Genomic DNA, 13,458 nt, shown 5'->3' with positions numbered 1-13,458 from the left:
ATTTCTCCTTTTAAAATTTTGAAATTTACATACTTATGATTTTTGCTATCATAATTAGAAAAAGTAAAATTTGATTTTACGCCAAAACGCCTTAAAATCAAAATTTCAAGGCGTTTTAAACGATAAATTTATCAAATTTTTAGTGTGAAATAATAGAATATTTTTGTATAAAATTAACTGAATTTATAAAAACGATTTTCATTTAATTATGGAAATTTTAAGAGCAAATATCATTAGCCGTAGAATTTACAAGCGAAATTAGCTCAGGCGAAACCTGCCCAGACAAAAACTCCTCCCACAAATGTGGCTTAAAAATTTCGCTGTCATAAAAAATCGTCAAAGAGCCAATTAACGGGTTAAATTTATACTCTTTTATCCCGCTAATACTAGCGATTTTCGCCTTTAATTCCGCCTCGCTAATCCCACTAATCTCCCTAATCTTGGGGCTTACGCGAATTCGCAAACGCCCCCTTGTATGGGCGATTTTGGTAAAATATTTGGCGAAATTTAAAATATCGTTTTTCTCAATTTGCATTTTTACTTCTTTTTTGGGCGAAAGGCTGTGATTTTATCGCTTACCTCGATATAAGCGCCACCGATTAAATCTATGCAGTATGGAATCGCCGGAAAAATCGGCTCTAAACACTGCAAAATTGCCTTTGGATTGCCCGGCAAATTTACGATAAGAGAGTTTTTGTAAATCCCAGCCGTTTGCCTCGATAAAATGGCGGTTGGGACATATTTTAGGCTCACAGCGCGCATTAACTCGCCAAAACCCGGTAGCATTTTTTCGCACACTGCCTCGGTAGCTTCTGGCGTGACATCGCGCAGGGCTGGACCTGTGCCACCTGTGGTAAATACAGCGTCGCACCCATTACCACACATTTCTCGCAAACTTTTCTCGATTAACGCGCGCTCATCGGCGATTATGCGGTAGTCAAATTCCACCTCGCCCTCTATCCACTCGCTCATTATGCGCTTTATCTCTGGGCCACCAAGGTCTTCATAAACCCCGCTTGAAGCGCGGTCGCTAATGGTTAAAATTCCTATTTTTACCTTTTTTTGCATATTTTTCCTAATCATCGAAATTTAATCTATCGCTTCTAGGCGCAGGTGTTTCGCTGTGAATTTCGCTCTGAATTTCACCCTGCTCTTCGCCCAAATTTTCCTCGTCCTCATCAAGTTCTGGTTGCAAAATCGAGCGCACGCCAGAGTGAGTGATATACTCATAAACAAAAATTTGCTTCGCTATCAAATTTAGCGCCTCTTGCATAGTGCGAAGCGTCTCGCCCACATCTTCAAAACACGAGTTTAGTATCTCATTGACGCTGGCTGGATTTGGCACGAAACTATCCCCCATAGCGTATTCATAGACCATTTTTTGCGCCAGCTCGGTGGCTTCTTTGACATCGTTTGAGCCGTTTGTAAAGGCGTCGTTTTTGTGTATCGCAAGGGCTGCTGTACCGCTGAGTAGGACTTTGATTTGATTTAGCATTTGGGTTTTGGAGCGGATTTCGAAATCATCGTTTAAAAATTTATCGTTTAAAAGCTCGATTTTATCGAAATTCATCGAATACCAATACGCAATTAGCGCCTTTGCAGCCTGATAAAATGCTTGGATTTCTTTTTCGTTTTCGGTTAAAATTTGGCTTTTTTGCACACCATAAAATACCTTTGTGCGCACATTTTCGAAGTCTATTAGCTCGATTTTATCGCTTCCCCTCTCCAATGCCTTCATCGCAGCTTCATTGACAAATGTCGCCACGCCTGCCCCACTAAATCCCACGCAAAGGCGACTAACCTTGGTTATATTTAAATCAAATTTTTTATCCGCAAGGTAAATTTTTAAAATTTCAATCCTGTCTTTGTAGTTTGGTAGTGAGATAAAAATGCGCCTATCAAACCTGCCAGAGCGAAGCAGAGCCTCGTCGATCAAATCAATTTTATTCGTCGCGGCGATGACCATTACACCGCTATTTTCTTCAAATCCGTCCATTTCTGTTAGAAGCTGATTGAGCGTAGCCTCTCTCTCGTCATTTCGCCCAACGCCCCTTTTACCGCCCACAGCGTCGATTTCGTCAATGAAAATAATCGCAGGCGCGCACGATTTTGCCTTAGCAAAGAGCTCCCTGACGCGCTTTGCGCCCACTCCGACAAACATCTCAGCAAAACTCGCCCCGCTTTGGTAAAAAAACGGCACGCCAGCCTCGCCAGCTACGGCCTTTGCAATTAGCGTTTTTCCCACACCAGGGGCTCCAATCATCAAAACGCCTTTTGGGAGTTTTATGCCAAATTTTTGGTATTTGAGCGGATTTTTTAGAAAATCTACGATTTGAATTAGCTCGTCTTTGACCTCGCTAATACCTGCGATATCGCTAAATTTCACATCGCTTTTAACTGGTTCAAATGAGTTTGGTGCGAAATTTTGCGGCGCAGTATTTTGGGCTTGCGAAGCTAAATTTTGCCCTTTTTTACGGCGTGAAAGCACGGTTTCGAAATAATAGACAAAAAGAAAAAACGCAAAAGTAAAAATCACCAAAATCGCGCTGATTGTCATTTCGCCACTATTACCGTGCGATTTGCTGATAACTGCGTGATTTGCTAGCTCTTTGAGATCGACGATATCGGCTAAAATGCGGTATCTTTTGCCCTCGTAAATGAAATTTAGCGCGCCGTCCTCGATATGGGCTCGCTTGATCAAATCCCTTTGCATAAGCTCGCTAAATTCGCGCTCGCTGATGTATTGCGCGTCATCTTTGAAATACACAATACTAAGCAAAACGATAAGCAATCCCAAAAACACAAGGATCAAATTTAGCTTGTTTGCCTTAAATTTCTGCCACATTTGACTCAAATTTGACTTCATAATCTTCTATCCTTACCCATTTTTTAGATAAATCTTTTTCGCTTTTTATCAAAATTTTATTATAAAACTCATCGTATCCCTCGTAACACTCGCCGTTTTTGCGCTCTACTAGCACCGAAAGTGGCGATTTGTGAGCTTTGCGAAACTCGAAATTATTTAACGCTACTATATTTTTAAGCATTTTAAGCCTAGCTTTCGCCACTTCGCCATTAATCCTACCGCTCATCGAAGCAGAAGCTGTGCCCCGGCGTGGAGAGAAAATAAAGGCATGCAGGTGCGTAAGCGGGAATTTTTTGAAATTCTCAACCGCCTCGCCCCAGACTTCCTCACTCTCACCAGGGTGAGCGACGATGAAATCAGTGCCTAGCGCAAAGCCCCTCTCGCCTAGCTCCAAAAACAGCTCCAAATCCCTAAATGCCGTGTTTCTGCGACGCATAATGCTAAGCATAGTCTGCGAAGTGTGCTGCAAAGCGATATGCAAATGTCGCTCCAAAAAGCTCTCGCCCAAAATTTCGCGAAAACTCTCATCAATCTGACTTGGCTCGATTGAACCTAGCCTAATGCGCTTTATGCCTGAAAGGCTGCCAAGCCTTTGCAACAAAGCCCCAAGAGATGTGGCGCTATCCTTGCCATAACTTCCGATATTTGTGCCAGTTAGGACGATTTCGCTAAAACCATTTTGGGCTAAATTTTGCGCCTCATTTATAATCAAATTCTCATCAATAGAGCGCGCGCGCCCCCTTACAGAGGGGATTATGCAGTAAGCACATGAAAAATCGCAACCCTCTTGGATTTTGATAAAGGCTTTCGTGTGATTCTCAAAATCGCCAAGCACGCTACTTTCTTTATACTCCAAATCTCCGATATCATAAAATTTCGTATCTGCGCGCAAATACTCATCGATTTTGGCCTTTTGGCTCATACCAAAAACGCCAAAAATTTGATTTTTTGCTAGCAAATTTTGCCCCTGGGATTTGGCTCCACAGCCTGTTAAAATCACCCTTTTACCAGCCCTATTCATACGCGAAATATAGCCTCTGACATCGCTATCTGCGCCGTTTGTAACGGTGCATGAATTTACCACAATGATATCTGCTTCACTCTCATTGCCCGCAATCTGCGCGTTTTGCACCATTTTTTTGATTAATTCAGTATCGTAAATGTTCGTGCGACACCCAAAGGTCTTAAAATACACCCTCACCTATGCTTCCCCCATAGGTGGCTCGTTTGGCTCGAAATTTGGCGCTTTGTTTGCGCCGTAAGTTTTGCCGTTGTAAAGCGTGTAAGCTGGGTAAGCGATTTTGATATCATCTTCTTTTTGCAAGCTTTCTAAAATTTCACTTGAAATATTGCTTCTAAGCCCCAAAGTAGCGTATGAATTCGTCATATACCAAACCGAAATTTGAATACCATAAGGCTCAAAAAAGCTAAAAATTCTAGGCTCCACATTTGGGTTTTTTATGCTGTATTGAGAGCGGAGTTTTGACATTTGCTTTTTGGCGATATCGGTGTAGCCTTTCGAATACTTCCTGACTATGTTTTTGATGATATACATAGCTTTTTTGTGATTGCTATCAAATGTGAGTAAGATATCGATGCCGTCCCAAACGGTCTTTAACCCAGAGTGCGTATAATTAGCCAGCAAATCTGTAAAAATATAGTTATTCGGTATAAATACAACCCTGCCGGCGCGTTTGTTTTCTCGCCATGTAGTCATCGTAACATCTTCAAAAATCGTCATTCTAAGCACGGAAATATCGATGATATCGCCCACATACACGACGCCATTTTTGCAGACTTTGACGCGATCCCCTACCCTAAATGTGCCGCCAAATACGATTACGAGCCAGCCAAGCGAGCTCATAAACATATCCTTCATCGCAATCGCCAAACCAGCCGAAGCAAAGCCCAGCACGGTGACAAAATGCGTCATATTATCAATATACGAAAATAGCAAAATCAGCACGATAATGGTGAAATTTATGACATTTATAATTTTATTTACAAGGTAGAAATTTTCATCATTTATGACATATCGTTTGGCGATAAATTTGGCTAAAAACGCCAACGCTAAAACTATACCAATCCATATAAGGATATTTCCAGCGCGCTTGATTTGCGCCGTGATATCGGCAGTTAGCGCGGTGATTTGGGAGTTGATTTTTTTCTCATACACATCATAAGTAGTGCCTGCAAGCTCGTAAGCAGAGCTAAATTCGCCGATTTCATATTTTAAATTTTCGTAATCTTTGATGAGTTTATCATCTGGGGAAATTTTCTCCACTTTGGCGTATAATTCGGCTTTGGTTTCGAGTTTTTCTATCAAAACCTTTAAATTTTCGATTTTTCTTTTTTGCTCTAATTTTTGCTCTTGCAGATTTCGAATCGTCGAAAAGCCCGTAATTATCGAAAAAGGATTGCTCACACGCTCTGGCTCTGGGGTCTCTGGCATAGCGACAATGTCCAAAAATGGGCTTTTTTCATACTCTTTTAAAAGCGAGAGTTGCTCATTGACGGCGCGAAGTTTTTTGCCTATTTCGTTGATCTCGTCCGTGTCGCTTAGGGATTTTTGCTCATCTTGCAGGATTTTTTGCTGTTTTAAAAGCTCTTGGTAACCGATGAAATTCGCAAATCTGCTAACCCAAAGATTGTTTTTAATCTCCTCATCAATCGCCCTAATCTGCTCGCCAAGCGGAGCAATCATCGCTACATCGGCACTTTCGCTCGAATTGACATATTCTTTATTTAATCTAGTGGCGGAGCTGTTTTGCTCTGATAAGCTTAAATTTTGCTCTGCTAAATTTTCGCTTAAATTTCCCTCGCCAAAAGCAAAAACAAAAAATAAAAAAAGAGTTAAAAATCTATTCATTGAAACGCTCTTAATGTCGATTTTACGAGATTTTCATCGATATCATCAGATACGAAAAAATCACCAATTCCCTTTGGCATGATGAATTTTATCTTGCCTGAGGCACTTTTTTTATCCAGATAAAACATTTCGTAAAATTTATCTACATTTTGGATTTTATAGCTTAGCGGAAGTCCAAATTTAGCAAGCACTGCGCGAATTTTCTCTGCTTCGTTTGCGCTTAGTTTGCCAAGTCTTACAGCCAAATCATTTGCCATAACCATGCCAATCGCCACAGCCTCGCCGTGCAAATACACAGAATAATTCGTCAAATTCTCAATCACATGCGCGAAGGTATGTCCGTAGTTTAGCACCGCTCTCACGCCGTTTTCGCGCTCATCTCTCGCCACGACACCGGCTTTTATCTCCACGCATTTTGCGATGATATGAGCTACTTCGCTATCACTCTTCAAATCATGCTCGCAAAAATACTCAAACAGCTCTTTATCAAATGTTACCGCCATTTTCACAGCTTCCGCCACACCTGCGCCAAATTCACGCGCTGGAAGGGTTGAGAGAAATTTACTCTCACAATACACGGCGCGTGGTTGATAAAATGAGCCGATTAAATTTTTGCCGAAGCGGTTATTTACGCCAGTTTTTCCACCCACGCTAGCATCTACTTGGGCTAAAAGCGTGGTTGGGATATTTATAAAATTTATCCCTCTTTCATAAATACTCGCGCAAAATCCCGTAATATCGCTAATCACGCCACCACCAAGTGCTATTAGCGTGCTTTTGCGATCTAGCTTGGAGCTAAAAAGTTGCTCTAAAATTTGCTCGACGCTGGATAGATTTTTATACTCTTCGCCATCAGGAATTGTGATGATAAATTTCTGCCCACACTCCAATCTCTCCAACAAATACGAGAGCCAAAGCCCGCTAACCTTGGGGTTTGTAATGATTGCGACCTTACCAGGAAGTGAAATTTTGGCTAATTCGTCGATAAAAACGCTGTAACTTTTCTCTTTCAAATCAATATCAATTTTCATATTCTAACCCCTTTATTTGCCTTATTGTAGCATAAATTTTGCATTTTTTTACCCCATATCGCATGGAAGAAAAATTTGGTGATTGTGGCTTAGTTTGAAATACATTTTATCAAGGTCTTTTTTGAAAATCGCTGTCGATTTCGGGGCTAAAATTTTATCGCTAAATGGCACAAACTGCAAGAAATCACTCTCTGAGCTAAGCTCGATTAATGGGTTTTTGCTCATATCATCGTGGATTATGAGCTCTTTTGAAAAAAGCTTTGATAAATTTAGATAATTTTGCACAAACTCGCCACCTTTGCCGCCGTTTTCGTTAAAAATATACAGGTGAATATTCATACCAAGCTGCGAGCTGATATCAAAAACCACGCTTGATTCCTCGTCCATATTCGCTCCGCCATTTACCACCACACTGCGTTTTATCGCGTCTAACTCGCTCTGCCCTAGGCTTAAAATCGGCACGCCAAGACTTTGCAAATAGGCTTTGTTTTTTTCAAAAATCTCCCTTACGCACACGACCAAACCAGCCTTATTTTCGCTCACATCGCCGTTTAAATTCGATATATTTTTCTCTTTATAATCAATTAAAATTTCAAATTTTTCGTCATCGCTTTTGGCCTTAATTTCCTCGAAACTAGGCGAAATTTTGGGATTTACCACCCTAATGCAAATTTTGTGATTTTGGAGCCTGCTATCTAGATACTCCACCGCTCTTAGCGTCTTATAAATCGAGCTCTCGTTCATTTCCTTCATATCAATTAGCGCATAAATATTTATCCCAAATGGCGATGGAAACTGGCCGTTTTGCTGTTTGACCTGCGCAAACACCGCGCGCAAAGCACTTGGCTCGCCCACGACCAAAATCGTATCGTTTGGATAAATCACCGTGCTTTTTGTGGTGATTATGTAGGTGTTGTGGCGATAAATCATCGGGATTTTGTATCGCTTCGAGCTTAGAGTGCCTACCTTGCGATAGGCAAACGAGCTTCCCACAGGGATTTTTACCTCCATTATCTCGCCCCTGCCAAGCCCCACATACTGCGCAAAAACCGGGCTATCTGGCAGACAACCCATAAAACGAGATGAATTTAGCGATAAAACATTTAAAATTTTAATATGCTTTTCTTCTTTATACTCTTGCACCAAATCCCAAAAATCCGCAAGATAAATTTCCAAATTTGGCGCAATTTCTTTGAGATTATTTAGGCTCACCCTAGCGTCAAATTCAATGTCCATTATCATTATACACCTATCGAATTCGCCCTGATTTACTACTAATTTTAGCCTTTCTATGCTTGTAGGATCGAAAATCTCCACGCTGAAATTTTGCATACCCAAAATCCCCTCAGGCACGCAGGAGCTGTCTTTTGCGATAATGAAATATTCGTGGATAACATCTTTGGATTTGTAAATTCTATTTAAAAAATGGCGCGCGAAATCGCCACTTGCTATGATTAAAACTTTTTTCATTTTTATCCATTAAATTTTGATTTTTCAAAATTATATCAAACATGGCTGAAATTTAAGCGTTTTTGCAAACTCTTTCAAAGAATTTTAAGATATAATTAAAGGTTAATTTTCACAAAAAAGAGGCTAAAATGAACGATAAAATCACAATTATCGGCGCAAGAGAACATAATCTAAAAAATATAAATTTAAAAATTCCAAAAAATAAATTAGTCGTTTTTACCGGCCTTAGCGGCTCTGGCAAATCCACGCTGGCCTTTGATACACTCTACGCTGAGGGGCAAAGACGCTATGTAGAGAGCCTTTCGGCGTATGCTAGGCAGTTTTTAGACCGCGTTGGCAAGCCAGATATCGACAAAATCGACGGCCTAACTCCAGCGATTGCGATAGATCAAAAAACCACCTCCAAAAACCCGCGCTCGACCGTGGGCACGATAACTGAAATTTACGATTATTTGCGCTTGCTTTACGCTAGAACAGGCGTGCAACACTGCCACCAATGTGGCAAACCAATCTCAAAAATGAGCTCATCTGATATCATTGCCGAGGTTATGAAACTCCCAAATGGCGCGAAAATTTCAATTTCTGCCCCGCTCGTGCGCGAAAAAAAGGGCACTTTTGCTGATTTGATCGAAGATATGCGAAACAAAGGCTATGTCAGAGCCCAGATTGACGGCGTTTTGGTTAGGCTTGACGAAGAAATCGAACTAGCCAAAACCAAAAAACACACGATTAAAGTCGTCATCGACCGCGTTAGTATCAGCGAAGAAAACGCCACGCGAATCGCAAGCGACATCGAAAATTCCTTAAAACTTAGCTTTGGCGAGGTCGAAATAGATATCGCAAATGCCGATGAATTCGGGCTTGCGCACGATCATATCCATTACAGCGAGCACATGGCGTGCTTTGATTGCAAAATTTCATTTACACCGCTCGAACCGCTGACTTTTAGCTTCAATAGCCCCAAAGGTGCGTGCGAGGAGTGCGACGGGCTTGGGATTAAATTTAGCCTAGATTTAGCTAAAATCATAAACGAAGCAAATTCTATCGAAAACGGCGCGATTAAGGTAATGTCAGGGTTTAACAAAAGCTATTATTATAAATTTTTGCTCGGATTTTGCGCCTCAAACGATATCCCCACAGATGTCCCATACGCCGAGCTTGACGAGGCACAAAAACAGCTCATTTTATACGGAAGCGCGAAAGAGGTGCCGTTTTATTGGAAATCACACAAACTAATGCGTAAATTCGAGGGCGCGATAAAATACGCCTATGATTTGCTAAAAAACGAAAACGATTTAGACGAATATATGAGCGAAAAAACCTGCTCTGCTTGTGGCGGACTGCGTCTAAAACCCCAAAGCCTAGCCGTAAAAGTCGCTAGCAAAGGGCTTGGCGAAGTGGTGAAGACAAGCATAGAAGAAAATGTCAAATTCTTTGGTAATGAGAAAAATTTCGCCCATTTTAGCCCACAAGAGGCACAAATCGCGGCGCCGATTTTAAAAGAAATCAACGAAAGGCTATTTTTCTTAAACGATGTTGGTCTTGGATACCTGACCCTCGGGCGCGATGCACGCACAATCAGCGGTGGCGAAGCACAACGAATCCGCATCGCAAGCCAGATTGGAAGCGGACTAAGCGGGGTAATGTATGTCCTAGATGAGCCTAGTATCGGGCTTCACGAGCGCGACACACAAAAGTTAATCAATACACTTAGAAATTTGCAACAAAAAGGAAATTCCGTAATCGTCGTCGAACACGACAAAAAAACCATACAACAAGCTGATTTCGTCGTAGATATCGGACCTGGGGCTGGTAAATACGGCGGCGAGGTCGTATTTAGCGGAAGCGTGGAAAATCTGCTTAAAAGCGACACGCAAACCGCGCTGTATATGAACAATCACAAAACGATTGATTACCAAAAAAACCGCCCGCAAAAGGAGTGGTTAAGCATAAAAAATGTCGAAATCAACAATATCCACGACCTAAGCGCAAAATTTCCTTTGCGAAATTTAGTCGGAATTACCGGAGTTAGTGGCAGTGGCAAAAGCTCACTCGTGCTTCAAACAATCCTGCCAGCGGCATTAGAGGAGCTTAACCGCGCCAGAAATGTTAAAATTCTAAAAAATGCCAAAATTTCAGGCCTGCAAAATTTAGACAAGGTCATCTACCTAGACCAAAGCCCAATCGGTCGCACCCCACGCTCCAATCCAGCCACTTACACTGGCGTCATGGACGAGATCCGTGCGCTCTTTGCGCAGACAAAAGAGGCGATGATGAGGGGGTATAAAATCGGGCGATTTAGCTTCAATGTCAAGGGCGGGCGTTGCGAAAAATGCGCAGGAGAGGGTGAAATAAAAATCGAAATGCACTTTTTGCCCGATATTAGCGTGGTTTGCGACGCATGCGGTGGTTCGCGCTACAACGCCCAGACGCTCGAAATTTACTACAAAAACAAAAATATCGCCGAAGTTTTGGCGATGAGTATCGACGAGGCGTTGGAGTTTTTCAAAGCTGTGCCAAAAATACACCAAAAGCTAAAAACCCTCCAAGATGTAGGCCTTGGCTATATCGCGCTAGGTCAGCCTGCAACCACGCTAAGCGGAGGCGAAGCTCAGCGCGTCAAACTCGCAAAAGAGCTTAGTCGCACAGATACTGGCAATACACTTTATATCCTCGATGAGCCAACCACTGGCCTACACTTCGCCGATGTCGATAGGCTGGTGCAGGTGCTTCATCACCTCGTGGATTTGGGCAATTCGGTCTTTGTCATCGAACATAACATGGACATCATCAAAAACTGCGACTATCTCATAGATATGGGGCCAGAGGGTGGCGATGGTGGCGGAAAAATCGTAGCGCAAGGCACACCAAAACAGCTGGCGAAAAACTACAAAAAAACGCGCTCATATACTGGGGAGTTTCTAAACGAAGAATTTGCAGGGTAAAATTTGGGTGAATTTGGGGAAATTTAGCGTGAATTTTGGAGTTAAATTTGACAAATTTAGTTTAAAATTTGCATGAAATTTGCGCAAATTTTCCCAAATTTTCAAATTTAGCCTAAAATTCCTCGGCTAAAAATCTACGATAAATTTCATCTTTGCACGCGCGTGAAATTTCGCCGTTTTTGCAGGCGTTATCCAAAATTTGCAAGAACTCACCCGCAAATTTTGGCTCGTCATAAAATTTCGCTATCGCCTCTGTAATCCTGCCTGGCAAATTCGCAAATTTCGGCACAAAATTCGCCCTTGGCTTCAAATTTATCTTTTCGATTTCATTATAAAGACAGCTAAATTTACGATTTATTTTGCGATTTTTGTGAAAGTGTCCGAAATACCACTTCCTAAATTTCATACCCTCGCACAAACCTTGCAAAATATCCATATTTATATCTTGCGATTTTTTATAATTGCGCGCAGAAATAAGCCCGCAAGCGAGATTTCTCGGGCAAGTGTGCGTGATGACGATATCGACCTCACGACCCACGCTAGCTAGATTTGCCCACGCTGTGCTAACCTCGTCTTGCGTGATAGCTTCCGCACTCCACCACGAGATGTTTTCGCGCCTCCTACACTTATCCACGCTTAGCGCGCCACCCATAGCAAACAGCGTAAAACCAGCTATTTCGTAAATCTCGCCACGCATTAAATGAATAACTTTTTGGCTGATTTTTTGCACCACGCCACCGAATTGAAAGCTCGTTTTATAAGATTTTAGTCTGTTAAAATTCTCGTGATTTCCGTCGATAAAAAGGGTTGTGAATTTCTGCGCATCAAACCAGTTTAACCACTGCTTTTCCTTTTCGTCTGGCTCGTTTTCCCAAATAAAGCCAAAATCCCCAGCGATTATGAGATAATCATCGTCTTTAAATCTGTGGTTTTGGACGAATTTTTTGAGCTTAGCACCGCCACTTTTGTATCCGCCGTGAGTATCGCCCGTGATAAAAATCCTAGCCATTGCGCGCCTTAAATTTCACTGATTTTGGGATTTAAATTTGAATAAAAATGGTGGTTAGAGGCAGAATCGAACTGCCGACACGCAGATTTTCAGTCTGCTGCTCTACCGACTGAGCTATCCAACCACGAAAAAAGAAAAATTATTTTATTTAAACATTGCTTAAATAATGATAAAATTTGAGAAATTCGGCTAAATTCCAGCCAAATTTACTCAAAATTTCCAAATAAAGACAAATTTTAGGGTATAATGGCGCGAAATTACAAAATTTACGAAATTTACAAATTTAAGGATTTTTATGAAAACGATTTTTTCGATTTATATCCTCGCTCTTGGCGCGCTCATCGGTATCGAGCTTAGCCTTGGCGCGCTTGTGGCTCCGACGATTTTTTACCCGCAAAGCCTCATTGGCGAGGGCGTGCTTAGCCACTTCCAAAGCGGTCAGATGATGAGCGCGATTTTTGTCAAATACAACGCCATTTTAATGCCGTTTTCGATAATTTGCCTAATTTTTGAAATGGTAAATTTCAACAACAACAAATCCCAGCCTTTCAACCTAAAACTCTCAACCCTTATGCTAGCGCTTATAAACCTCATTTTAGCGACACTTTTCGTGCTGTATTTCACGGAATTTATCCTTGATGCGCAAAAGCTAGGCGAAGCAGGCACGCAAACAGCCGAATTCGCCCAAATCCACAAAGCCAGCGAGTGGTGCGCCAAGCTAATGATAATCGCGCAAACGGTGCTGTTTTTCCTAAAAATGGTGCCAAACTTGCGCATAGGCAGAGGCGATGAAATTTAGGATTTATTACGACGATACCGACGCGCAGGGCATCGTCTATCACGCAAACTACATAAAATTTTGCGAGCGGGCTAGAAGCGAGGCGCTAATGCGTGCGGGCGTGAGTTTTTTTGGCGAGCACTCGCATTTCGTGGTGAGCGATTTGCAGGCGAAATTCCTGCGCTCTGCGGTGCTGGGCGACGAACTAGAAATCAAAACCACGCTCAAAGAGCTAAAAAACGCAAGCGCGGTGCTGACACAAAAAATCTACAAACTAAAAGATATAAATGGGCGCGAATTTGACGAGTTAATCTTCGCCCAAGATGTCAGAGTCGCATACCTGCAAAACGGCAAACCAGTGAAATTCAGCGACGAAATCGTGGAGTTTTTCAAGGGGTTGTGAGGTTTGGCAGGGCTAAATTTTGCAAATTTAAAATATAAAAACTTGCTTTTATCTACCGAAATTTTAAAAGAATTAAAGGGGCTAAAA

General features: G+C 41.8%; 11 protein-coding genes and 1 tRNA gene. 3 read left to right on the top strand and 9 right to left on the bottom strand.

Annotation, left to right across the window (positions count from 1 at the left end):
- Positions 1 to 217: 217 nt before the first annotated feature.
- The 7 genes from OFO00_RS07535 to OFO00_RS07505 are packed head-to-tail and all read right to left on the bottom strand — an operon-like array spanning position 218 to position 8,236.
- Positions 218 to 535 (bottom strand): HMA2 domain-containing protein, encoded by a 318-nt coding sequence (locus OFO00_RS07535; RefSeq protein ID WP_270865523.1) that lies wholly within the window; start codon positions 533 to 535, stop codon positions 218 to 220.
- Between the two features lie 2 nt (positions 536 to 537).
- A complete protein-coding gene (gene mog / locus OFO00_RS07530; RefSeq protein ID WP_270865522.1) occupies positions 538 to 1,068 on the bottom strand; it encodes a molybdopterin adenylyltransferase in 531 nt (176 codons plus the stop codon).
- 7 nt (positions 1,069 to 1,075) lie between these two features.
- Positions 1,076 to 2,866 (bottom strand): AAA family ATPase, encoded by a 1,791-nt coding sequence (locus OFO00_RS07525; protein ID WP_270865521.1) that lies wholly within the window; start codon positions 2,864 to 2,866, stop codon positions 1,076 to 1,078.
- On the bottom strand, positions 2,829 to 4,067 hold the full coding sequence (gene mtaB, locus OFO00_RS07520) for a tRNA (N(6)-L-threonylcarbamoyladenosine(37)-C(2))-methylthiotransferase MtaB (RefSeq protein ID WP_270865520.1): 1,239 nt from the start codon (positions 4,065 to 4,067) through the stop codon (positions 2,829 to 2,831). Before mtaB ends, OFO00_RS07525 begins: the two co-directional genes overlap by 38 nt.
- Positions 4,068 to 5,735: a mechanosensitive ion channel family protein gene (locus OFO00_RS07515; RefSeq protein ID WP_270865519.1), complete on the bottom strand. Its 1,668-nt coding sequence runs from the start codon at positions 5,733 to 5,735 to the stop codon at positions 4,068 to 4,070.
- The gene (gene aroB / locus OFO00_RS07510; RefSeq protein ID WP_270865518.1) at positions 5,732 to 6,766 is read right to left on the bottom strand and encodes a 3-dehydroquinate synthase; all 1,035 of its coding nucleotides are present in this window, start codon (positions 6,764 to 6,766) and stop codon (positions 5,732 to 5,734) included. The genes OFO00_RS07515 and aroB overlap by 4 nt, the downstream gene beginning before the upstream one ends.
- 48 nt (positions 6,767 to 6,814) lie before the next feature.
- A complete protein-coding gene (locus OFO00_RS07505) occupies positions 6,815 to 8,236 on the bottom strand; it encodes a TrkA C-terminal domain-containing protein (protein WP_270865517.1) in 1,422 nt (473 codons plus the stop codon).
- A gap of 128 nt (positions 8,237 to 8,364) precedes the next feature.
- Here OFO00_RS07505 and uvrA point away from each other — a divergent pair, with 128 nt between their 5' ends.
- Positions 8,365 to 11,181, top strand: a complete 2,817-nt coding sequence (gene uvrA, locus OFO00_RS07500) for an excinuclease ABC subunit UvrA (protein WP_270865516.1) — start codon at positions 8,365 to 8,367, stop codon at positions 11,179 to 11,181.
- Between the two features lie 112 nt (positions 11,182 to 11,293).
- On the opposite strand, the gene OFO00_RS07495 is transcribed toward uvrA, so the two are convergent.
- Positions 11,294 to 12,190, bottom strand: coding sequence for a metallophosphoesterase family protein (locus OFO00_RS07495; protein WP_270865515.1), 897 nt, complete (start codon positions 12,188 to 12,190; stop codon positions 11,294 to 11,296).
- 48 nt (positions 12,191 to 12,238) lie between these two features.
- Positions 12,239 to 12,314 (bottom strand) — tRNA-Phe (locus tag OFO00_RS07490).
- Between the two features lie 171 nt (positions 12,315 to 12,485).
- Between OFO00_RS07490 and OFO00_RS07485 the strand changes: the two genes are divergently transcribed.
- Together OFO00_RS07485 and OFO00_RS07480 are read left to right on the top strand one after the other, a co-directional pair.
- Positions 12,486 to 12,989, top strand: coding sequence for a DUF4149 domain-containing protein (locus tag OFO00_RS07485; RefSeq protein WP_270865514.1), 504 nt, complete (start codon positions 12,486 to 12,488; stop codon positions 12,987 to 12,989).
- Positions 12,979 to 13,371: a YbgC/FadM family acyl-CoA thioesterase gene (locus tag OFO00_RS07480; protein ID WP_270865513.1), complete on the top strand. Its 393-nt coding sequence runs from the start codon at positions 12,979 to 12,981 to the stop codon at positions 13,369 to 13,371. Before OFO00_RS07485 ends, OFO00_RS07480 begins: the two co-directional genes overlap by 11 nt.
- Positions 13,372 to 13,458 lie beyond the last annotated feature (87 nt).

Origin of the sequence: Campylobacter sp. VBCF_04 NA7, assembly GCF_027737405.1 — a bacterium.
Classification (GTDB): Bacteria; Campylobacterota; Campylobacteria; order Campylobacterales; family Campylobacteraceae; genus Campylobacter_B.
Note: the sequence above shows the minus strand (reverse complement) of the source record. Positions and strands in the feature narration are given on the sequence as shown.